At 71.5% G+C, this 22,628-nt stretch carries 16 protein-coding genes; 8 read left to right on the forward strand and 8 right to left on the reverse strand.

Annotated features, from left to right (window positions below):
* Positions 1 to 66: 66 nt before the first annotated feature.
* On the forward strand, positions 67 to 1,104 hold the full coding sequence (locus tag ACFQVC_RS37775; protein WP_381839542.1) for a glycosyltransferase family 2 protein: 1,038 nt from the start codon (positions 67 to 69) through the stop codon (positions 1,102 to 1,104).
* 40 nt (positions 1,105 to 1,144) lie between these two features.
* On the opposite strand, the gene ACFQVC_RS37780 is transcribed toward ACFQVC_RS37775, so the two are convergent.
* The 4 genes from ACFQVC_RS37780 to ACFQVC_RS37795 all read right to left on the reverse strand — a co-directional run bounded on the left by ACFQVC_RS37780 (position 1,145) and on the right by ACFQVC_RS37795 (position 7,577).
* Positions 1,145 to 2,803, reverse strand: coding sequence for an LCP family protein (locus tag ACFQVC_RS37780; protein ID WP_381839545.1), 1,659 nt, complete (start codon positions 2,801 to 2,803; stop codon positions 1,145 to 1,147).
* A 75-nt stretch (positions 2,804 to 2,878) separates the two neighbouring features.
* Positions 2,879 to 4,720 (reverse strand): LCP family protein, encoded by a 1,842-nt coding sequence (locus ACFQVC_RS37785; RefSeq protein WP_381839548.1) that lies wholly within the window; start codon positions 4,718 to 4,720, stop codon positions 2,879 to 2,881.
* 235 nt (positions 4,721 to 4,955) lie between these two features.
* Entirely contained in the window at positions 4,956 to 6,461 is a 1,506-nt protein-coding gene (locus tag ACFQVC_RS37790) for an LCP family protein (RefSeq protein WP_381839551.1), read from the reverse strand.
* Positions 6,462 to 6,818: 357 nt separating this feature from the next.
* Positions 6,819 to 7,577, reverse strand: a complete 759-nt coding sequence (locus ACFQVC_RS37795; RefSeq protein ID WP_381839554.1) for a TIGR03089 family protein — start codon at positions 7,575 to 7,577, stop codon at positions 6,819 to 6,821.
* A 137-nt stretch (positions 7,578 to 7,714) separates the two neighbouring features.
* Here ACFQVC_RS37795 and ACFQVC_RS37800 point away from each other — a divergent pair, with 137 nt between their 5' ends.
* From ACFQVC_RS37800 to ACFQVC_RS37810, 3 genes are all read left to right on the forward strand, one after another.
* The gene (locus tag ACFQVC_RS37800; RefSeq protein ID WP_381839557.1) at positions 7,715 to 9,118 is read left to right on the forward strand and encodes a peptidoglycan recognition protein family protein; all 1,404 of its coding nucleotides are present in this window, start codon (positions 7,715 to 7,717) and stop codon (positions 9,116 to 9,118) included.
* A 199-nt stretch (positions 9,119 to 9,317) separates the two neighbouring features.
* Positions 9,318 to 10,400 carry a mannose-1-phosphate guanylyltransferase gene (gene manB / locus ACFQVC_RS37805; RefSeq protein WP_381839560.1) on the forward strand — a complete coding sequence of 361 codons (1,083 nt, stop codon included), beginning with the start codon at positions 9,318 to 9,320 and terminating at the stop codon, positions 10,398 to 10,400.
* 136 nt (positions 10,401 to 10,536) lie between these two features.
* A complete protein-coding gene (locus tag ACFQVC_RS37810; RefSeq protein WP_381839563.1) occupies positions 10,537 to 11,604 on the forward strand; it encodes a DNA-3-methyladenine glycosylase family protein in 1,068 nt (355 codons plus the stop codon).
* Between the two features lie 173 nt (positions 11,605 to 11,777).
* On the opposite strand, the gene ACFQVC_RS37815 is transcribed toward ACFQVC_RS37810, so the two are convergent.
* The 3 genes from ACFQVC_RS37815 to ACFQVC_RS37825 are packed head-to-tail and all read right to left on the reverse strand — an operon-like array spanning position 11,778 to position 14,584.
* Positions 11,778 to 13,082: a coenzyme F420-0:L-glutamate ligase gene (locus tag ACFQVC_RS37815; protein WP_381839566.1), complete on the reverse strand. Its 1,305-nt coding sequence runs from the start codon at positions 13,080 to 13,082 to the stop codon at positions 11,778 to 11,780.
* A complete protein-coding gene (gene cofD, locus ACFQVC_RS37820; RefSeq protein WP_381839568.1) occupies positions 13,079 to 14,053 on the reverse strand; it encodes a 2-phospho-L-lactate transferase in 975 nt (324 codons plus the stop codon). The genes ACFQVC_RS37815 and cofD overlap by 4 nt, the downstream gene beginning before the upstream one ends.
* Positions 14,054 to 14,065: 12 nt before the next feature.
* Complete coding sequence (locus ACFQVC_RS37825) at positions 14,066 to 14,584, reverse strand: cysteine dioxygenase (RefSeq protein ID WP_381839571.1); 519 nt, start codon at positions 14,582 to 14,584, stop codon at positions 14,066 to 14,068.
* 708 nt (positions 14,585 to 15,292) lie between these two features.
* Between ACFQVC_RS37825 and ACFQVC_RS37830 the strand changes: the two genes are divergently transcribed.
* The 3 genes from ACFQVC_RS37830 (at position 15,293) to ACFQVC_RS37840 (ending at position 21,328) form a co-directional block, all read left to right on the forward strand.
* Positions 15,293 to 15,556: a WhiB family transcriptional regulator gene (locus ACFQVC_RS37830; protein ID WP_381839574.1), complete on the forward strand. Its 264-nt coding sequence runs from the start codon at positions 15,293 to 15,295 to the stop codon at positions 15,554 to 15,556.
* Between the two features lie 280 nt (positions 15,557 to 15,836).
* Positions 15,837 to 19,811 carry a glycosyltransferase gene (locus ACFQVC_RS37835; RefSeq protein WP_381839577.1) on the forward strand — a complete coding sequence of 1,325 codons (3,975 nt, stop codon included), beginning with the start codon at positions 15,837 to 15,839 and terminating at the stop codon, positions 19,809 to 19,811.
* Entirely contained in the window at positions 19,808 to 21,328 is a 1,521-nt protein-coding gene (locus tag ACFQVC_RS37840; protein WP_381839579.1) for a DUF5719 family protein, read from the forward strand. The genes ACFQVC_RS37835 and ACFQVC_RS37840 overlap by 4 nt, the downstream gene beginning before the upstream one ends.
* Positions 21,329 to 21,437: 109 nt before the next feature.
* On the opposite strand, the gene ACFQVC_RS37845 is transcribed toward ACFQVC_RS37840, so the two are convergent.
* The gene (locus ACFQVC_RS37845) at positions 21,438 to 21,896 is read right to left on the reverse strand and encodes a metallopeptidase family protein (protein WP_381839625.1); all 459 of its coding nucleotides are present in this window, start codon (positions 21,894 to 21,896) and stop codon (positions 21,438 to 21,440) included.
* A 296-nt stretch (positions 21,897 to 22,192) separates the two neighbouring features.
* On the opposite strand from ACFQVC_RS37845, the gene ACFQVC_RS37850 reads away from it, so the two are divergent.
* Positions 22,193 to 22,612, forward strand: a complete 420-nt coding sequence (locus ACFQVC_RS37850; RefSeq protein WP_381839582.1) for a DUF3499 domain-containing protein — start codon at positions 22,193 to 22,195, stop codon at positions 22,610 to 22,612.
* The last annotated feature ends 16 nt before the right edge of the window (positions 22,613 to 22,628 follow it).

Here is a 22,628-nt window from a genome sequence, read left to right on the forward strand (position 1 = left end):
GCGGCCCGGGGTAGCGACCCGGCTGCCGCGCGCCGCTGTCCCCCATTCGCGGTAACGTGACGCCTGATGAGCGAGAAAATCCAGGAGCCCGCCGTGCAGCACCCGGCCGTATCCGTGATCATGCCCGTCCTCAACGAGGAGCGGCATCTGCGCGGGGCCGTAGAAGCGATCCTGCAGCAGGAGTACGACGGTGAGATGGAGGTCGTCGTCGCGCTCGGTCCGTCCACGGACCGCACCGACGAGATCGCCGCCGAGCTGGTCGCCGAGGACCCCAGGGTGCACACGGTGCCCAACCCGACGGGCCGTACCCCCGCAGCGCTGAACGCCGCGATCAAGGCGTCCCGGCACCCGATCGTGGTACGTGTCGACGGGCACGGCATGCTCTCCCCGAACTACATCGCCACCGCCGTGCGTCTCCTGGAGGAGACCGGCGCGCAGAACGTCGGCGGCATCATGCACGCCGAGGGCGAGAACGACTGGGAGCACGCCGTCGCCGCCGCGATGACCTCGAAGATCGGCGTCGGGAACGCCGCCTTCCACACCGGGGGAGAGGCAGGCCCGGCCGAGACCGTCTACCTCGGTGTCTTCCGGCGCGAGGCCCTGGAGCAGCAGGGCGGGTACAACGAGGAGTTCATCCGCGCCCAGGACTGGGAGCTGAACTTCCGGATCCGTGAGGCGGGCGGCCAGATCTGGTTCTCGCCCGAGCTGCGCGTCTCCTACCGTCCGCGCCCCAGCATCAAGGCCCTCGCCACGCAGTACAAGAACTACGGCCGCTGGCGCCATGTCGTCGCCCGCTACCACGAGGGCTCGATCAACCTGCGCTATCTGGCGCCGCCGACCGCCGTGTGCGCGATCGCCGCCGGCACGGCCGTGGGTGTGCTGCTCACCCCGTGGGGCCTGGTCGTCCCCGGCGGTTATCTCGCGGCCATCGCCGCGGGGTCGCTGCCCGCGGGCAAGGGGCTGCCGCTCAAGGCCAGGCTCCAGATCCCGGTGGCGCTCGCGACCATGCACATGTCGTGGGGCTGGGGCTTCCTCACCAGCCCACGCTCGCTCGCCAAGAAGGTCATCGCCTCGCGCCGTCCGGCGGTGCTCGAGCAGGCCTGAGCACCGCCGCCGCCGTTCCCACTGGGCCCGGACTTCCCTGCTACCAGGTGAAGTTCGGGTCCACGTGCATACAGGCCTTGTCGTTCGCGCCGTTGAGGGCGTCGGCCGACTCGGGCGTCCTGCCGTCGTCCTTCTCCGGCTTCGGCGGGGTGTCACCGGTGCGCCAGTCGGCGCCGACGATCAGCGTGACACCGGTGACCTCCTTCGACTCCTCGACCGAACTCAGCGGCAGGCCGAGGGACTTGGCGACCGCTTGGGCGTCGCCCTCGAGTTCCGCGCTGGGGAAGCGGATCACCGTGCGCTCCTGCACCGGAGCCGACTGCTGGTCGGCGGCCGCCCGGGGATAGCCCTTGCCCTGCAGCAGCGTGGTCACCGCGGACGCGCGGCCCGGCACCGCCTGTGTCGTCTCGGTACGGGTGCCGTTCTGCACCTGCACCCCGATCTCGGCGGGCTCCGCGGCCGGGTCGTCCGAGGCCTTCCCGGCGTCCCCGTCCGATCCCTCCGGGTCCTTCTTCTTGGCCTTGCCGTCGAGCGCCACGTCATCGCGGACCAGGCGGAACAGCTTCTCCGCGTCACCGGGCTTGGGCTGCACCCGGGGGCCCACGTACTCGTACGGCATCGTCGTCATCGTGATGCGCTTCGGGGGCACCCGCTTCAGCTCGTTGGACAAGTCGTAGAGCTTCTTGACGGTGTCGAGGCCCTCGTCGACCTCAAGGGCCGATGTCGCTTCCTCGGCGAGTCTGCGCAGCTGGCCAGGGTTGCTCAGGGTGGCGTTCTCGCGCAGCTCGCGCACCATGGAATTCATGTACATGTGCTGGGCCTTGGCGCGGCCGATGTCGCTGCCGTCCTCGAAGCCGTAGCGGGTGCGCAGCCACTGCAGGGCCTGCTCGCCCTGGATGTAGGTCTCGCCCTTCTCCAGCTTGAGGCCCGAGCCGCGGCCCTTGGCGTCGCGCGAGTGGATATTGGCGTCCACACAGACCGGTACGCCGCCGATGGCGTCCGCCATCGACACCACTCCGGCGAAGTCGACCATCATGAAGTGGTCGATGCGGATGCCGGTGAGCTTCTCCCAGGCGAGCACGGTGCAGCCGGGACCGCCGCGGCCGAGGCTCTCGTTGGTCATCCGGCGGCCGGTGGTCGCCGGGTAGACCTTGCCGCTCTCGGGGTCGGTGCACTCGGGCAGCTGCAGCAGGGTGTCGCGCGGCATGCTGATCACGGACATGTTGGAGCGGTCCGCCGACAGGTGCAGCAGCATCTGCACATCGGCGAGCGGCGTGCCGTTGAAGGTCTCCTTGGCCCCGCCGAGCTTCTGGTTCTCCTTGCTGTCACGGGCGTCGGACCCGATCAGGAGGATGTTGAGCGGGGTCTGCCCGGCGGCGTTGGGAGTGGCCTCGGGCGCCCGGTTCCCGTCCGGCATCGGCGAGGTGTCGATATTGCCGTTCAGGTGCTGGTAGTAGAGATATCCGGCGCCGGCCGTGCCGAGTATCAGTACGGCGAGAACGACGGCGATCCAGAACAATATGCGGCGCCCTCTGCGGCGCCGGGGTCTGGCCCCGCTGCGCCGGCGGCGTCCTGACTGCGCCTTTTCGTCGTCGCCCCCGTCGCCGTCCTCGTAAAGACTGTCGTCCCAGCCGAGTTCACCGGCATGCCGGACGCGTCGTTGACCGGGGATCTCCCCGCGCACACTGCCTTGCCTCACGCCCTGGCCCCTCCCCGATCCCGGTCCGCCCCCCTGCCCGGCTTGTGGCCGGGCAGAGGGGCGGGACTACGGGTGTCACTTGGCGCAGACGGCCTTGTCTGCTTCGACCTGCTGAATCCCCTCCGGCGCCTTCGACGGAGCGGAAATGGGCGTTCCGGCCTCTTGGAAGTCGTCCCCCAGGATGAGCTTCATGGCCGGCAGACCCTGATCGTTCTTCTCGCTCTTGCCCGGCTTCAGCGCGGCGGCGGGCAGGCCCATGATGTCGGCGAGCCTGCGGGCCTGGTCGGCCTGGCCGGGATCGTACTCGAGGGTCGTCTTGGCCTGCGTCTTGGGCGCGTTGCCCAACTGGCTTGCCTTGAGGACGCCTTCGTCGTTCTGCAGCCACATCAGCGTCGACTGTGCGGCGCCCGCCGTCTCGGAGCCGTTGTAGATGTTGACGCGTACCTCGGAGGCGTCGGACTTCTTCCCCTTGAGTCGGGCCTCCTGCTTCTCCTTCTGCTGCTTCTTCACCTCGGTGAGCGACCTGTCGGCGCGCATCATCGAGAACAGCGGCTTCGCCTTGGGCTTGTCGAGCAGCACCGTCGCCCCGTCGGTGTTGTCGACGACCGGCACGGTGGTGAAGGAGATGTTCTCCAGATCCGCCTTGCTCAGCTCCATGCCGAGGTCCTTGAGCTTGTTCAGGTCGGAGATCTTGGAGTCGACCGTCAGCGCCTTGGTCGCGGCCTCCGCCAGGTCCAGCATCTTGCTCGGGCTGGTCAGCGTGTCGTTCGACTTCATCTTGCGCATCAGCGAAGTGAGGAACTGCTGCTGCAACTTGATGCGGTCGAGGTCGCCGCCGAAGCCGACGGCGTGCCGGGTGCGCACGAACGCCAGCGCGTCGTCGCCCTCCACGTTGTGCTTGCCCGCGGGCAGATTCAGGTGCGACTTGGGGTCGTTGATGTCCTTCGCGAGACAGATCGGTACGCCGCCGACCGCTGAGGAAAGCGTCTTGACCGCGTTGAAGTCGGCCACCATGAAGTGGTCGATCTTTATGCCGGTGATGTCGGTGACGGTACGCATCGTGCAGCTCGGCGTGCGCTCGCTCTGGCCGAGGCTCTCGTTGAAGCGGGTCTTCTTCGTGCCCGGGATGATCTTCTTGGAGCCGTCCGCCTGCGTGGTCGGGCAGTCCGGGATGTCGGTGATCATGTCCCGCGGAATGCTCAACGCCGTGGTGTTCGTACGGTCCTTGGAGACATGCAGCAGGATCGTGGTGTCGGCGTGCCCGGCGCTGCCGGAGTCGCCGTAGCCCTCGTTGCCCTTGCCGGTCCGCTTGTCGGTGCCGATCAACAGCACATTGATCGCACGGTCCTTGCTGAAGCCGCCGGTGCCCGCACCGTCGTCATCTATGGCGGTGAGGTTGCCGTTCAGATGCTCCCAGTACAGATACGCGGCGGTGCCGGTGCCGACCAGGATGAAGGCCAGGACACCACCGGTCCACATCAGCGCCTTCTTGCCCTTGGACCGCTTCGGCTTGAGCTTGCGCCTGCCGGTCCCGGGCGGCGGTCCGGAGTCCTCCGGGTTGCCACGGCGCCGGCGCGGTCCCGGCACGTCACGTCCCGGGGGCACGTCGCGTCCCGGGGGCACGTTGCGTCCCGGGGGCACGTCGCGTCCCGGGGGCACGTCGCGTCCCGGGGGTACGTCACGCCCGGGAGGCCCGGCGCCGGGGCGCCGCCGGGGCGGGGCGTCCACCGGGGGGCCGGGCGGCCCGACCGGGCCGGGCGAACCGTTGCCCCAGGGAGATCTGCGAGGGGCCGGAATTCCCGAGTGTTGCCCTGCGGAGGGGTTCAGTCGCAGTTCGTAGTCGCCGGTCTGCGGGTTGAGTACCCACTGGTCTGCGGGATCGATGTTCTCCGCCCGCCCACGGCCTTGCGCGTCCACGGTTGCTTGAGTCCTCCGTCGGGGCCACGCGGCGCCTCCCCCTCCAAAGGCGCCCGGTCTGTCGGTCCTGCAGTGCGCGACCACTTTGGGCGGCCGGGTGCACCGAGTCGCTCACGCTATCCGACCAGTTCAGCGCCCGGCGACGGCGGTGACAAATTCCACTCCCCTACAACTGGGCAATACGGCCTTTTCCTGGCTGCGGCCCTCTTGCGCACGGCCCTGTTCGGCGAAGGGTTTACTCACAAGTTGTGCCCGCGGCCGTGTTGCCGCGGAAAGTCGGGGCCGGACTCGGTGTGTGCGCAGGGTCGTCGGGCTTGCCGTCCCCGGCCTCGCGGCCACCGGGCTTGCCGTCGCCGGGCTTTTCATCGACCCAGTAGCCCTCGTCGCTCCAGTAGCCGCCGTCGTAGGACTCCTCCTCGCCCTCCTCGTAGCCGCCGGATTCCGCCGAGTCCGAGCCCTCTTCCGTGGCGGAACCGGAATCCTCGCCGGACTCCTCGCCCTGCCCGGAGGAATCCGGTTTCTGCGGTGTCACCTGGACCGGGGAGTCATTGCGGAGCCGGTCGAACAGCCGTCCCGCGTCCGGCTGCACAAGCTCGTCGCGATTGGCGTCGTAGGTGTACGACTGCCGGGGAACGGTGAGGAATTGCACCTGTTCCGTGGGGATGTTGCGCATGCTGCGCACCAACTCGTACAAATCCGTCAGACCGGCGATTGCGGGGTCCGTGGTGAGCGAGGAAGTGGCCGCGTCGAGCACCGGATAGAGCCGGGTCGGATTGAGCAGTACGCCATTGCTCTGCACCTTGTTCACCAGCGCGGCGAGGAACTGCTGCTGACGGTCCATACGGTCGGTGTCGCTGCCGTTGCCGAGGGTCTTGCGGGCGCGGACATAGCCGAGGGCCTGTTCCCCGTCGAGTTTCTGCCGCCCGGCCGGGAGCTTCAGCTTGGCGTCGATGTCGTCGACCGGCTCCTTGAGGCAGACATCCACCCCGTCCACGGCGTCGACCATCTTCTTGAAGCCGTTGAAGTCCACGATCATGTGGTGGTCCACGCGGATCTGCGTGAGTTTTTCGACGGTACGGATGGTGCAGGCCGGGCCGCCGAACTCGAACGCCCAGTTGAACTGGGCGAATTGCTCCTGGGTCCGCGAGCCGTCCGCCTTGCGGCAGCTGGGGATGTCCACCATCAGGTCACGCGGCAGAGAGACGGCGGTGGCGCTCTGCCGGTCGGCCGAGAGATGCAGCAGGATCGTGGTGTCCGAGCGCTGGGTGCCCACGTCCTGGCCGTAGGGGCGGTTGCCGTCGCCGGCCCGGGTGTCGGAGCCGATCAGCAGGATGTTCTGGGCGTCGTGCACGGCCGGCATCGGCCGTTCCTTCTCGTACCGCTCCAGCTCGGCGGCGGTGCCGGTGTCCTCGGTGATGTTCCCTTCGAGCTTCTTGTAGAGGCTCCAGCCGATCCCCGCCGCGGCGAGGACGACAACGGCGGCACCGAGGGCGACCCAGCGCAGCCAGTGGGGCTTGCGGGGGGCGGGGGTGGCTCGGGCGGGTCCGGCTTCGGCGGGGGTGCCGTCACCGTCGCTGTCACGGTCACCGTCGCTGCCGTGGGAACCGTCGCTGTCACGGTCACCGGGGGTGCCGCCTTGGGGGGTGCCGCCGCCGCCCCCGTCCGACGCGGGCGGAACCGGCTCGGGCGCCTCGTCGTCCGGCTGATCCGGGCCGGCGGGCGTGCCTGCGGTGTCCGTCACGTCTGAGTCCACCCCTCGTGGCGTAGGCAGTGCGGGCGGCGCTCCTGGCGAAGCGCTCCTACGACCATGGCCCGTAGCGGGGCCCCGGCGCCTGCGGGCCGGGGGCTCACCTGCGCCGTATGGGTGGAGTTCCGTGAGGGACGAGGGGACGTGAATCAGCTCGTCCCGTGGTGAGGGGCGAGCCCGGAAGGGGATCAGGGACGTACGGGCTGACTGTGCCGACCGCGCCGACCGGGCTGACCGTGCCGATCGGACCGACCGTGCCGACCGTGCCGACTGTGCCGACTGGGCCGACCGGGTTGACTGTGCCGACCGGGCCGACCGGGCCGACTGTGCCGACCGGGCCGACCGTGCGGGTCAGGCCTCCGTGACCCGCGCCGTGACCCGCTCGCTCTCGATCCGCTTCTCCAGACCGCCGTCGGGCAGCTGGTCGAGGTGGCGGCAGAGCACCACCGATCCACCGGCGGCGAGCGGTGCGTACAGACCGGCGGACAGCCCGTCCCAGCTCTCGTACGGCCGCGACGACAGCAGCCGCGCACCGGGCTCGAGCCCCAGCGCGGCGGCATCGGCGCGGGCCCGCTCCACGAGGGCGGCGCCGGTGAACTCCTCGCCGCCGACGGCGAGCGCGGGCGCCGCGGGATCCACCGGGGCGTACGGCGCGAAGCGGTCGCCCTGGCTCGGCACCTCGACGGCGTAGTCCACGAAACCGGCGGGCGGCTGCGGGAAACGGCCGCCGAGCGGACGCAGCGCGAGCGCCACCCGCTCCCCGGTGCAGGCCCGCGCCGCGTCCAGCGAGTCGGGCCCGCTGACGACGAGGTCGGCGGCCGCCGGGTCGCCGCCCACATCGGCCACGACGCCCACCGACGCACAGGCGAGCAGCCACACCGCCGTCTGCCAGTGCGCGGGCAGCAGCAGCGCGAGCCGGTCGCCGGGCTCGGCGGCCAGGTCGTCCTGGAGCAGATTGGCGGTCTTGGCCACCCAATTGGCGAAGGTGGCCACGGACAATTCGACGCGCTCGCCCGTGGCGTCGTCGTAGAAGGTCACCAGTGGTCGCGCGGGGTCCGCGGCCAGCGCGGATCGCAGCAGGTCGGCGGGGGTGCGGTCGGTCGCGTTCACGCGCGCAAGGGTACGCGGGCACGGCGGCGCGCGTCCGCCGGGCCGGGGGAGCGGAGTACCGCACCGGCCGACGGACCGTCAGTTCCCCTCTGCCCCACGACATGCGGACCCGTCCCGGCTGCCGCACGATCGACGCCATGCGCGGAATTCTTGCTTCCTCGATCGGTGTCGCCTGCGCGGCCGCCCTCGCTCTCCCGCTCGCCGTACCGCAGGGGGCGCGGGCTGCGGCCCCCGCTTCCGTCACAGACGTGGCCGGGCCCGTGCCCGGCTCCACCCAGTCCCTGCCGCTGAGCCCGCTCGCCTCGGACCGCGCGGCGGACGGCGCCGGGACGCAGGGCATCGCCCGGCGTGACGTACTGCCGTTCTCGCTGGTCGGCGTCGTGTGGGACGACCCGGAAGCCGAGCTGCACGGCCGGGTCCAGGTCCGTACCCGGGCGACCGGCACCACCGCCTGGTCGGACTGGCAGGACGTGGAGACCCACAACCACGAGCACTCCGCCGACCACGGCACCCCCGAGCGCACCGCCGGCAGACTGCGCGGCTCGACGGCACCGCTGTGGGTCGGCGACTCGGACGGCGTGGAGATCAGGGTGGAGGGCGAGCCGGCGGCCCCGCGGCTCGCCGAGGGCTCCACGGACGGCTCCACGGACCGCTCCACGGACGGCTCCACGGACCGTCCTGCGGGCAGCGCCGCGCCCCTGCCCACCGGCCTGCGCCTGGAGCTGGTCGACCCCGGCGATGACCCGCCGCCGCAGGGCCCCGAGGCCGACGGACCGCGGGCCACCGCGCTCACCCCGGAGTCCGCCGCCAGCTCGGCCGTGAACGCGGAGCTCGCCCCGATCGGCGCCCCGGTCATCTCGGAGCTCACCAAGCAGCAGACGGAGGCCGATCTGGTCGAGTCGCGCGGCATCGTCCAGGCGTCCACGGCCAGGCCGTACATCGGCCCGCGCCCGCGGATCATCACCCGCAAGGGCTGGGGCGCGAACGAGAAGCTCCGCGAGAAGAACTTCGTCTACACGAAGTCGGTGCGGGCCGCCTTCGTCCACCACAGCGCGTCCGGCAACAACTACCGCTGTGCGCAGTCTCCCTCAGTCCTGCGCAGTATCTACCGCTACCACGTCAAGAGCAGTGGCTGGCGGGACTTCGGCTACAACTTCGCCGTCGACAAGTGCGGCAACATCTACGAAGGCCGTGCCGGGGGTGTGGCCAAGCCCGTCTACGGCGCCCACACTCTCGGTTTCAACAGCAACAGCATGGGCATCGCGGTCCTCGGGACGTACAGCAGCTCCAACCCGCCCAGGGCCGCGGTGAACGCCGTCGCCCGTCTGACCGCCTGGAAGCTCGGTATGTACGGCATCAACCCGCGCGGCAAGGTCATCATGAAGTCGGGCGGCAGCAACCTGTACAAGAAGGGCAAGAAGGTCCGGCTCAATGTGATCTCCGGGCACCGCGACGGCTTCGCCACCGAGTGCCCGGGCGGACGGCTCTACAACAAGCTCGGCAAGGCCCGGCAGTCATCGGCCCGCTACCAGGGCCGCTGAGAAGTCGGGGGCAGCACGCAACCGAAGAGTCCCCGGGGCGGTCTGCATACACTGACCGGCCGGACCGACAGGCCCGGCACGTACGACGACGCATGGCGACGTACGACGACGCATGGCGACGTACGACGACGCATGGCGACGTACGACGACGGACAGCCAGACAGACAGCCCCAGCCCCGGCAGGAAGCAGAGGCGACAGGTGACAGAAGCGATCCTCCTGGTCGGCGGCAAGGGCACCAGGCTCCGCCCGCTCACGGTGAACACACCGAAACCGATGGTCCCGGCGGCGGGCGTGCCCTTTCTCACCCACCAGCTGGCCCGGGCGCGCGCCGCGGGCGTGGAGCACATCGTCCTGGCCACCTCGTATCTGGCGGAGGTCTTCGAGCCGTACTTCGGCGACGGCTCCGCGCTCGGCCTGCACCTGGAGTACGTCACCGAGGAGGAGCCCCTCGGCACCGGCGGCGCCATCCGCAACGTGGCCTCACGGCTGCGCTCGGCGCCCGACGAGCCGGTGCTGATCTTCAACGGCGACATCCTCACGGGCCTGGACATCCGCGCCCTGGTCGCCACCCACGAGTCGTCGGGCGCGGATGTCTCGCTGCACCTCACACGGGTCGAGGACCCGCGCGCGTACGGCCTCGTCCCCACGGACGCCACCGGCCGCGTGCAGGCCTTCCTGGAGAAGCCGCAGACGCCCGAAGAGATCGTCACGGACCAGATCAACGCCGGGGCGTATGTCTTCCGCCGCTCGGTCATCGACAGCATTCCGCAGGGCCGTCCGGTCTCGGTCGAGCGCGAGACCTTCCCTGAGCTGCTCGCCTCCGGCGCCCATCTGCAGGGCATGGTCGACTCCACGTACTGGTTGGACCTGGGCACGCCCCAGGCGTTCGTACGCGGCTCAGCCGACCTCGTCCTCGGCCGCGCCCCGTCCCCGGCGGTCCCGGGCCGCTGCGGCGACTCCCTGGTACTCCCGTCGGCCGGGGTCGCCCCCGACGCCAAGCTGACCGGCGGCACGGTCGTGGGCGCGGACGCGGTGGTCGGCGCGGGCGCCCGGATCTCGGGCAGCACCGTCCTCGACGGCGCCGTGATCGAACCGGGCGCGATCGTCACGGACTCCCTGATCGGCGCCGGTGCCCACATCGGCGCCCGCTCGGTCCTCACCGGCGCGGTGATCGGCGACGGCGCCCGGGTCGGCGCGGACAACGAACTCCGCGACGGCATCCGCATCTGGTGCGAGGCACGACTGCCGGACGGAGCGGTCCGCTTCTCCTCGGACCAGTAGCCGCAGGTATCAACCCTCTGTGACATCAGCGGCTCCGCCGCGGGCCCAGTTCCGGGAAGGGGCGGGATCGGGGAACAGAGCCCCCTACCCTCGGACGAGCCCCGCCCTCCCCCGACGAACCACCGAGGACAATCCTGTGGCAGGCCGCTTCGCCCAGAAGCCAGAACGGCCAGAACGGCCAGAACGGCCAGAACGGCCAGTACAGCCCGTACGCGCGCGCACGACCCGCACCACCGTGCGCGGCGGCGAAACCCGCGTGCCCCAAGGCGGATCCCCGGGCGTCCCGAGCCAGGCGGACGGCAAGCCGCGCCACTGGACCCCGCCGGGCCCGCTCGACCTCGGCCTGGTCCTCGGCCCCCTGCGCCGCGGCCCCGGCGACCCCACGTTCCGCGCGACCGCCGACGGCTCCGTCTGGAGGGCGAGCCGTACGCCGGAGGGCCCCGGCACCCTCCGGGTCGCCCTGCGCGCCGGCACGGCCACGGCGGAGGCCTGGGGTCCCGGCGCCGACTGGCTGCTCGACCGGCTTCCGCAGCTCCTCGGCGACGCGGACGCCCCGGCGGACTTCGAGCCCCGTCACCGTCTGGTCGCCGCGACCCACCGCCGCCGCCCCGGACTGCGCCTCACCACCACCGGGCTGGTTCTGGAGTCCCTGATTCCGTCGATCCTGGAGCAGAAGGTCACGACGGACGAGGCCTACCGCGCCTGGCGCCTCCTGGTCCGCAAGTACGGCGAGCCGGCACCGGGGCCCGCGCCGGACCGTATGCATGTGATGCCGGACCCGCACACGTGGCGGATGATCCCGTCCTGGGAGTGGCACCGCGCGGGCGTCGACAACAAGCGGGCCTCGACGATCCTGCGCGCGGTCCGGGTCGCCCCGCGCCTGGAGGAGGCGGCCGCGATGGAGCCCGAACAGGCGCAGGAACGCCTGGAGTTGGTGCCCGGCATCGGCCCCTGGACCTCGGCCGAGACGGTGCAGCGCAGCAACGGCGCCCCGGACGCGGTGACGGTCGGCGATCTGCATCTGCCGGGCATCGTGGGTTACGCCCTCGCCGGCGAGCGGGACGCGGACGACGAGCGGATGCTGGAACTCCTTGAGCCCTATCGCGGCCAGCGCCACCGCGCGGCCCGCTTCATCCTCCTGTCGGGCCGCACTCCGCCGCGCCGCACACCGAAGATGCCCCGCACCGACATCGCGAAGCTGTAGCCACCCGCGCGCGGGAGCAAGAGGTGAGCATGTGGCGGACGAGACGCTCGAGGCGGTGTAGCCACCCGCGCGCGGGAGCAAGAGCGCAGGGGGCAGGGCGGGGCAGGCGGCGGGGGCGACAGGGGTACACGGACGCGGTGCAGGCGGGCAGCCGTGCAGCGGCGTGTGGACGCTCAGCGCACCTCGATGAAGTCCTCCACCGCACGCGCGGGCCGCTCCCGCGGTGGGTGCGCGGCCTGTCCCACCGCTACGGCCCCCATCGGGTCCCAGCTCTCCGGCAGCCCGAGCACGTCCCGTACGACATCACGGCAGAACATCGTCGACGAGATCCACGCCGAGCCGAGGCGCTCCCCGGCGAGCGCCACCAGGAAGTTCTGGATGCCGGCGCCGGTCGCGACGACGAACATCTCGCGCTCGGCGGCGTCCCGGCGCGCGTCCCCGTAGGTGTGCGAGCCGTCCATCACGAGGCAGGGCACCACCAGACAGGGCGCCTCGCGCAGGACGTCACCGCGGCGCACCCGCTTGGCGATGGACTCCTCGGACTTGCCGTCGGCCCGCAGATCCGCGATCCACTTGTCCCGCATGGCGTCGAGCAGCCGGGTCCGCGACTCGGCGCTTTCGAGCAGGACGAACCGCCAGGGTGTCGTGTGGTGCGGGGCGGGCGCGGTCAGTGCGGCGGCCACCGCGCGGCGGACCGCCCCGGGGTCCACGGGATCGTCGGTGAAGGCGCGCACGGTGCGCCGCAGCGTGAGCGCTTCGCGGACCGCCTCCGAGGTGCCGAGCCGGAACATGTCGTCCGCCGCGCCGCGCACCATGGCCCGCGCGCCGCTCCCGGAGCCCTCGCCGCCCACGACCCCCGGCAGGCCGCGCACGACGGCCACGGGAAGACCGGCGGCCTTGCCCTTCACCAGGTCGCCCGCGGCGGCGAGTTCATCGGCGGTGGCCACGACGGTGGCGCTCAGCGGATTGCCGTACGCGTCGACTCCGCCGCGCAGGTCGTCGAGCACCCGGACCCCGGCCGCGCCGATCGCGACGTCCGTCAGGCCGGTGCGCCAGGGCCGTCCGAAGGTGTCGGTGACGAGCACACCGACGTCCACACCGAGCGTCTCGCGCAGCCCGTCACGGATGGCCCGCGCGGCGGCATCCGGGTCTTCGGGCAGCAACAGCACGGTCCCGGCGGGGGTGTTGGAGGCGTCGACTCCGGCGGCGGCCATGACGAGCCCCTGCCGGTTCTCGACGATACGGAGGGTGCCGCGCCGCGCGACGACGCGTACCGTCTCCGCGTCGATCGCCTCCTCACGGCTGTCGGCGGCGACGATCCGGCCCTCCGCCTTGGAGACGATCTTCGAGGTGACGAGCACGATGTCGCCGTCCTCAAGTGCCGGTTCCGCGGCGGCGATCAGCTTGGCGAGGTCGTCTCCGGCCTTCACCTCGGGGAGCCCGGGCACCGCCCAGACGCGGTACGAGGGCGCGCTCACCCGCGGACCTCGCGTACCTCTTCGGCGAGAGCGAGGGCCTCGCGTGCCATGGCCGCGGCGGCGGTGCCCTCTTCGGGGTCCGTCATCAGCAGCGGCACGGCACGGCAGCGGATACCGGCGCTCTCGATCCGCTCGACGGCGGCGGCGTCCACGGTGTCGACGAGCCAGCCGTCGAGCAGTCCCGAGCCGTAGTGCTCGGCGACGGCGGCGGCGCTCGCTTCGACGCCGACCGCGGCGAGCACCTTATCGGCCATCCCGCGCACCGGGGCGTCGCCGACGATCGGCGAGAGCCCGACGACCGGCACACCGGCCTCGGCGATGGCCTCCCTGATCCCGGGCACGGCGAGGATGGTGCCGATGCTCACGACGGGGTTGGACGGCGGGAAGATCACGACGTCGGCTTCGGCGATGGCTTCGAGCACACCGGGCGCGGGCTTGGCCTGCTCGGCACCGACGGGCACGACGGCGAGGGCGTCCACGGAGGCCCTGAGCTTCACCCAGTACTCCTGGAAGTGGACGGCCTTGCGCTCGCCGTCGGTCTCGACGGCGACATGCGTCTCGATCCGGTCGTCCGACATGGGGATGAGCCGCACGCCGGGCTGCCAGCGGTCGCAGAGCGCCTCGGTGACGGCGCTGAGCGGGTATCCGGCGCCCAGCATCTGGGTGCGCACGATGTGGGTGGCGAAGTCCCGGTCGCCGAGCCCGAACCACTCGGGTCCGACGCCGTACGCCGCGAGTTCGCTCTTGACCTGGAAGGTCTCGTCCGTACGCCCCCAGCCCTGCTCTTCGTTGATGCCGCCGCCGAGGGTGTACATCACCGTGTCCAGGTCGGGGCAGACCTTCAGGCCGAACAGATGGATGTCGTCACCGGTGTTGCCGATGACGGTGATGTCGGCGTCGGGCGCGGCGGCCTTGAGACCGCGCAGGAAGCGGGCACCACCGATGCCCCCGGCCAGAACCACAATGCGCATGCGCCAAGTGTGTCAGGCGCCTGTGACAGCGGTCCTGGCGGTCTCGTCCTGGGCGGCGGGGGAGCACTGCGCGCTGTGCATCGGCATGGAGGTCAGGCCGGGGTAGTAGACGTGCAGGCTGACGGCGGGTTCGAGGGCGTCGTTGACGACCTCGTGGACGTATCCGGGAGCGAAGACGCGCTGCGCTCCGGCGTCGAGCGCCCGCGTGCCGCGCCCGGTGTGTTCCGTCAACTCGCCCTGCAGGACGGTGAGCAGGCCGGATGAGCGGCCGTGGTCGTGTCGTCCGCTGCCCTGCCCGGGCACCCAGCTGAGCAGCCAGACCTCGTATCCGGGTCCGGTGCGCAGACGGTGGTACCAGCGGCTGGTGGCGTCGTACTCGACGAGGTGCTCCCACTGGGAGCGGTCGGCGGCGATGGCACGGGCGAGCCCGGCGAACTCGGCCACGGTTGCCGGGTGCTCACGGGCGGGCTGCAGGAGGTGGGGTACCTCGAGGATGTCGCCGGCGATCTGGAGGTCGCTGTCGCTGTTCATCGGTGCGGTGGTTTCCTCGGCGGGAGAAGTGCTGGGGTGTCACTGTCAGGGACATTCGCTGACAGTCGCTCGGGTCGCGAGCGCAGGGTGGCCCGGGTGCGGGCGTCGGGGATGCGGACCTTCATACGGGTTCGCGGGTGCAGCTGGAGCGCGATGGGCTCAACAGCTGGGACAGCAACAGCAACAGCTCGCCTGGGCAGCACTGCGGAACCCAGCGGCGTGGGTCCGAGTAAGCGCCAAGTTCGCGAGCATGCCCACCAGGAGACCGGTTCACACGTCTGGTGTCAACCTGATGTCCGGATTGCGGGATATGGTTCACCGTATCCGGTTGTTCTTGCTGCCGAAAGGTTTGTGCAGTCATCGCATCGGACATGTGGCGCTGCATCCGGGTACGCAAACGCCGTTGTCGTCTCGTGATCCGACTGTGATCCGCTTCGCTTCGACGCTCGCGTGGCAACGAGATCAAACTCCGGAGCGTCCTTACGAGTGTCGGCAGGACGTACGGAGGGGCCTCGGGAGAGTGTCCAGTTTTATGGCGATTTGAACACTTTCCGCAGAGCCTTGGTTCCGCAGAGTGAATAAGGGGCCCAATAGCAGATCTCGGCTTGACTGGCGCGGATCGGCACACTTGTAATTTCACTCGTGTCGTTCAGCCGAAATCGGTAACGGCAGCATCACGGGGACTGCACAGACAGACGAGGGGCGCACATGACCGAGCTGTTCCAGCAACTCATGGTCGAGGACGCGGAAGAAGAACTCGGCTGGCAGGAGCGCGCACTGTGCGCCCAGACCGACCCCGAGTCCTTCTTCCCCGAGAAGGGTGGCTCCACCCGCGAGGCCAAGAAGGTCTGTCTCGCCTGTGAGGTCCGGTCCGAGTGTCTTGAGTACGCGCTCGCCAACGACGAAAGATTCGGTATCTGGGGCGGCCTGTCGGAGCGTGAACGCCGCCGCCTCAAGAAGGCCGCGGTCTGATACGCCGCAACCGCGGTCCGTTACGCCACAGAAGGCCGCCGTCTGAATTCCCGCTGAGCGTTCGGCGACGCTCGGCGACCATTCCCCGACCAATCCCCGATCAGTGCCGACCAATCGGCACACACCCCTACGTAACGAACGGTCCGTCGCCCGTGGGTTGTCCACAGGCGGCGGACCGCTCTGTTGCCCAGCCGTTAGTGTGGCCCCCGTCCGAGATGCCCCCGTGCCCCGCCTGGCACAGGCGTCCACCGCAGTCCACCGAACCGGGGCCCGTACCTCGATGTCCGTGCACAGCCATTCGGCAGGCCAGTACGACGCCGCAGCAGCGTTCAACCCGGCCCAAGCACCCGAGTTTCCTAGGCATGTCGTCACGGCGGTCCTCGTCTCCCACGACGGCGCCCGCTGGCTGCCCGACGCCCTGGCCGGCCTGCTCGGCCAGGAACGCCCCGTGCAGAACGCCATCGCCGCAGACACCGGCAGCGCCGACGAGTCCGCCACGATCGTCACGGACGCCCTCGGCGCCGAGCGGGTGCTGCACCTGGCCCGGCGCTCCGGCTTCGGCACGGCCGTCGACGAAGCGGCCCGCACGGCAGGCGTCCTCACCCCCGAGGACCTGCCGTATCTGAAGCGCCCCAGCGGCTGGGACCCGGTGAGCCGCACCTGGCGCGACGATGCCTACGACATGCCGGAACTCCCGTACGGAGAACCGGTGCAGTGGCTCTGGCTCCTGCACGACGACTGCGCCCCCGAGCCGGACGCCCTGGCCGAACTCCTGCGCGTGGTCGAGCGCGAGCACGAGATCAACCGCGATGTCGCCATCGTCGGCCCCAAGCTGCGCGGCTGGTACGACCGCAGGCAGCTCCTGGAAGTCGGCGTCTCCATCGCCAACAGCGGCCGCCGCTGGACCGGGCTCGACCGCCGCGAGCAGGACCAGGGCCAGCACGACCATGTGCGCCCTGTCCTGTCCGTCTCCACCGCCGGCATGCTGATCCGGCGCGATGTCTTCGAGCAGCTCGGCGGCTTCGACCGCCGCCTGCCGCTGATGCGGGACGACGTCGACCTGTGCTGGCGCGCCCAGGCCGCCGGCCACCGTGTGCTCGTCGCACCCGACGCCGTGCTGCGGCATGCCGAGGCCTCCGCGCGCGAGCGCCGCACCGTCGACTGCGTGGGCCGTACGTCCGCGAGCCCGCACCGCGTCGACAAGGCGGGCGCCGTCTACACCCTTCTCGTCAACGCCCGCGGGGCCGTGCTCCCCTGGGTCCTGCTCCGTCTCGTCCTCGGCACCCTGCTGCGCACCCTCGCCTATCTCGTGGGCAAGGTGCCGGGCCAGGCCCTGGACGAGGTCGCCGGTCTCTTCGGCACCCTGCTGCGCCCGGGGCGGATCATCGGCGCCCGCAGACGCCGGGGCAAGGGACAGGTCGAGGCCGCCGAGCTGCGCCCGCTCTTCCCGCCGCCCGGTGCCACCGTGCGCGCGACCGCCGAGCAGGTCGCCTCCAACCTCGTCGGCCGCTCCGACCCCGAGGCCTCCTCCGGCGGGCGGCACGGCGCCGTCGAGTCGGGCCCCGGCGGTGACGACGCCGACTTCCTGGAGATCGAGCAGTTCGCCCGCCTGAAGCGGGTCGCCCGCAAGCCGGGGCCCGTGCTCTTCGCCGTCCTGCTTCTGGTCTCGCTGATCGCCTGCCGCTCCCTGTTCGGCAGCGGCGCGCTCGCGGGCGGCGCCATGCTGCCCGCCCCGGCCGACGCCTCCGAGCTGTGGTCGCGCTACCTCGACGCCTGGCACGCGGTCGGCACCGGCGGCACCCAGTCCGCACCGCCGTATCTGGCGCTGGTCGCCGCCCTCGCCACGCTGCTGTTCGGCTCCACCGGATTCGCGGTCACCGTGCTGCTCGTGTGCTCGGTGCCGCTCGCCGGTGTCGCGGCGTACTTCGCCTCGCGGCCGCTGGTCGAGTCCCGGCTGCTGCGCGCCTGGGGCTCCGTCGCCTACGCCTTCCTGCCCGCCGCCACCGGAGCGCTCGCGGGCGGACACCTGGGCACAGCCGTCCTCGCCATGCTGCTTCCGCTGGTCGCGCGTGCGGGCCTGGCGGCCAGCGGCCTGCTGCTCAAGGCGCCGGGTGCGCGCGGCAGCTGGCGCGCCACCTGGGCCTACGCCCTGCTTCTGACGGTCACCACCGCCTTCACACCGATCGTGTGGCCCATCGCCCTCGTCCTCGGCATCGCCCTGCTGGTGCTGCGACGTGGCGACATCACCGCCTACGGCCTGCGGTTCCTCGCGGCTCTGGGGGTGCCGCTCCTGGTGCTCGCCCCCTGGTCGCTCTCGCTCCTCCCGTTCGGCTTCTTCCGCGAGGCGGGGCTCGACTACGGCGCGGGTGCGGCCTCCGGCCTCGACCTGCTCGGCCTCAGTCCGGGCGGGCCCGGAGCCACCGGCGGACTGCTCCTGATCGGCATCGTGCTCGCGGGCCTCGCCGCCCTTCTGCGCGGGGAGCGGCAGCTCGCCGTCCACACCTCCTGGGCCGTCGCCCTGGCCGGCTTCCTCTTCGCGGCGCTGTCCAACGGCTCCACCTGGGCGGGACCCGCCACTCTCGTCTACGGCATCGCGCTCCTGACCGCCGCCGTCATCGGCGCCGACGGCGCACGCGCGCGTGTCGCCGAGCAGAGCTTCGGCTGGCGCCAGCCGGTGGCCGCCCTGATCGCCGTCGCCGCGCTCATCGGACCGCTGCTCGCCGCCGCCGGCTGGATGATCCGGGGTGCCGACGGGCCCCTTGAGCGGCGCGACCCCGCCCAGGTCCCGGCGTTCGTCGCCGAGGAGTCCAGCACGCAGGACCAGCCCCGCACCCTGGTGCTCGGCAGCGACTCGGCGGCCAAGGTCGCGTACACGCTGGTACGCGGCTCGGGCGCCCGCCTCGGCGACGCCGAACTGGCCGGCGCGGGCGGCGGCAACGCCCGCCTGGACAAGGCCGTCGCCCACCTGGTCGCGGGCTCCGGCGCCGACCAGGCCGACCAGCTCGGCGACTTCGCGGTGCGCTATGTGCTCGTCCACGACGGGGCGCCCCGCGGGATGAGCCGCGTCCTGGACGCCACCCCCGGCCTGACCCGGCTCAGCCAGCAGGACGGCAGCGCACTGTGGCGGGTCGACCGCCAGGTCGCCCGGGCCGCCATCGTGACCGGATCGGGCACGCCGCAGCCGGTCGCCGCCGGCCCCGTGGAGATCCACACCAAGATCCCTTCCGGCGCCGAAGGCCGCACCCTGCGCATCGCCGACTCGGCATCCGAAGGCTGGACGGCGACCCTGGACGGCGCCCCGCTGCGGAAGACAACCGTCGACGGCTGGGCGCAGGGCTTCGAACTGCCCGCGTCCGGCGGCCGGTTGGACGTCACCTACGAGGGGTCCGGCGCCCACACCGGATGGCTGTGGGCCCAGGGCGCGCTCGCCGTCGTGCTTGTCGTCCTCGCCCTGCCCGGCCGTCGCCGCACGGTCGACGACGACCTCCCGGACCAGCCCGCCGCCGTACCGGCCCAGCCGGTGGCCGGCGAGGGCCGGCGCGCACGCAGGCTGCGTGCGGCCCAGGAGGCCGAGGCCGCCGCGGCAGCCGGCAGCCAGGACGCAGCCTCCGGGGAGCCGCAGCCGGACCCCCTGTCCGCGGTCCCGCAGCAGCAGTCCTACGACCAGTGGGACGACAACGCCTACGCGGGCGCCGACCCCAACGCATACCCCCAGGAGCAGTACCAGGGCGCGCAGTACCCCGCGAACGGCTACGAGCAGCCCTACCAGGCCGACCCGTACCAAAGCAGTGGCCAGTCCACCTCCTACCAAGGCGCCAACTCCTTCCAGGACGTGGGCCAGTACGACCCGTACGGCTACGACGCGCAGGCACAGGCACAGGGCACCCGTGGCGCCCAGAGCCAGGGATACGACGGCGCCCAGGGCCAGGGGTACGACGCGCAGGCGCAGGGCGTTCAGGGCCAGGGGTACGACGCGCAGGCGCAGGGCGTTCAGGGCCAGGGGTACGGCGGTCCCCAGGAGCAGGGCTACGACGGCCAAGCCCCGGGCTCCGGCTACGACGGCCAGAACGCGAGCCCCGGCTACGACGATCAGCAGATGTCAGGCCCCGGCTACGACGGCCAGGCCGGCGGGCACGGCTATCTCCCCCCGCCGCCGCCTCAGCCGCCCGCCCCTCCGGCGCCGCCGTATGAACCGCCTTACGGCAGCCCCGACTTCAGGCCCGACAGCGAGCGCCCCGACGGGAGCCAGCAGTGAATCGCACCACCTTGTCCCTGATCGCCGCGGGCAGCGCGCTCGCGGTCGTCACCGGAGTCGCCGCGCTCACCGCGCCGGACGGCGGCACGGACGGCGGAGCCAAGGCGGCGGCTCAGCGGCCGGTCGAGCGCTCCAGCCTGCTGTGCCCCGCACCGAGCACATCGGATCTCGCGGAAACGGCATACACCTCCTTCACTCCCAAGTCCTCGGAAGGATCCGACGGCAAGGGTTCGGCTGAACTGATCGGCGCCGCCCGCGAGTCGAATGACGACGGCAAGGCAGACAAGGACGACAAGGGCAAGGGCAAGGGTGAGAAGGGCGGCGAGGACAGGCCTGTCCTGACCCCGAAGGAGCCGGGCAAGCCGGTGACCGGCGAGGCCTCCGGCGCAGAAGCCCCCGCCCTCATCGGCTCGGCCGGCGGCGCGCTCGCCCCCGGCTGGACGGTCCAGCAGACGACCAAGGTCACCGCGGGCGGTGGGCGCGGTCTCCTCGGTGTCACTTGTAATACACCGGACACCGACTTCTGGTTCCCAGCCGCGAGCACCGCGAAGGAACGCAGCGACTACGTCCATCTGACCAACCCCGACGACACCGCCGCGGTCGTCGACATCGAGCTGTACGGACCGCAGGGCGCCCTCAAGTCGGAGGTGGGGGAGGACATCCAGGTCCCGCCGCACTCCAGCGTCCCGGTCCTGCTGTCCACACTGACGGAACAGCCGCAAGCGAACGTGACGGCCCATGTCACCGCCCGCACGGGCCGCATCGGCGCCTCGGTGCAGGCCATGGACGACAAGATCGGCGGCGACTGGCTGCCCGCGTCCGCCGATCCGTCGGGCAGCGTCGTCCTGCCCGGCATCCCCAAGGACGCCACGTCCGTCCGCCTGGTGGCCTTCGCGCCGGGCGAGGACGACGCCGACCTGAAGGTGTCCCTCGCGGGCCCGAGCGGATCGATCACCCCCGCGGGCAACGAGACCCTGCACGTCAAGAGCGGAATGACGGCCGCGGTCGACCTCGGCGACGTCACGAAGGGCGAGCCCGGTTCTCTCGTGCTCACGCCGACCGAGGAGTCCACGCCCGTCGTGGCGGCCCTGCGGGTCACTCGCGGCAAGGGCGCCAAGCAGGAGACCGCGTTCATTCCCGCCACCGGCGCGCTGGCGAAGCGCGCGACGGCCGCCGACAACCGGGCCAAGGGCTCGACGCTGTCGCTGGTGGCGCCCGGCAAGACGGCCAAGGTACGGGTCACCGCCTCGGCCGGCGCCGACGGCGGCACGTCCACGAGCAAGACGTACACGGTCAAGGGCGGTACGACCATGGCGGTCGAACCTCCGGTGCCGAACGGCGTGAAGGGTTCGTACGCGCTGACGGTGGAGCGGGTGTCCGGCACGGTGTACGCCGCCCGCACCCTCGAACTCCCGCAGGACGGCGTGCCGATGTTCACGTTGCAGACGCTGCCGGACGACCGGGGCACGGTCGCCGTCCCGGACGCGGAGCAGGACCTTTCGGTGCTGCAGAAGTAGCAGGACTATTCGGTGCTGCAGCAGTAGCGGACGCGGCGGGCGTCCGCCCGTGCGGGAGGGCGGCCAGGCGGCCGCCTTCGCCCCGCCGCGGCCTCAACCCGCTTGCGCCTCAGTCCTCGCCGTAGCGCGGATCGACCGACTCCGGGGCCAGGCCGAGGAGTTCGGCCACCTGCTCCACCACAACCTCGTGGACCAGAGCCGCGCGCTCGTCGCGGCTCTTGGTGCGGATCTCGACCGGTCGCCGGTAGACCACGATCCGCGCGGGCCGGTCCTCTTGCGCGGACAGCGTGCCACCCAGCGGGACGGTCTCGTCGCCGAAGGCTTCGTCCGAACCGTCCGGACTGTCCATGCGGGGCACGTCCAGAACCAGGAACTCGATGTCGGCGAGCTGAGGCCAGCGCCGCTCGAGCCGTTCCACGGACTCCTGGACGAGATCCATGAACACCTCTCCTCTGCTTGCGGAGAGGGGCACCTGGGGCGGGGCCACGGGCCCGCGCATGCCCCGTCCATGGCGGTCGCGGCGGCGGGTCCTCGGCTCGGTGGCGCGGGGCGGTACGGGCTTGTCCATCACCGGTGAAGCGTAGTCCTCCGTACCGACAGCCGGCCTCTCACGCGCGCGTGCAGCTCAACGGGTGTCAGCAGCGCATACGCCATGTCGCTTCATGACCATTCCGGCCAACCTTGGGCTCGATTACGTATCTCCCAGAGACCACCGGACTCAAGGCAAATGACGGCATTTGTGCCGAGTGGCGACCGGATTCAACAGCCGTGCCTGCTGTGTCTCTTGAGGTCGTCGCAGGTCAGGGCGTGAGCTCCGGCAGGTGCTGTGGGAGGGATCACACCACGACACGGGGGAGTGACCTCGTGGAGAGTCGTCGCGGCCCGCTCAAGAGTGCGGTACCGTCCAACGTCGTGAGCCCTGTACGTCGCTGTTCGCGCACCGCTTGCGGCCGTCCCGCCGTCGCGACGCTGACGTACGTCTACGCCGACTCGACCGCGGTCCTCGGCCCGCTCGCCACCTACGCCGAACCCCACTGCTACGACCTCTGTGCCGAGCACTCCGAGCGCCTCACCGCCCCGCGCGGCTGGGAGGTCGTCCGGCTCGCCGACAGCGGCCCTCCCGGGCGCCCCAGCGGTGACGATCTCGAGGCTCTCGCCAACGCCGTCCGTGAGGCCGCCAGGCCACAGGAGCGTGCGGCGGAGGCCGGTGGCGGCAGAGGTGCGGACCCCATGGAGGTCGCACGCCGCGGCCATCTCCGGGTGCTGCGTTCCCCCGAGTCCTGAAAGCGACCGTTCCGGG

The organism is Streptomyces monticola, from assembly GCF_042665355.1.
Taxonomy (GTDB): Bacteria; Actinomycetota; Actinomycetes; order Streptomycetales; family Streptomycetaceae; genus Streptomyces; species Streptomyces monticola.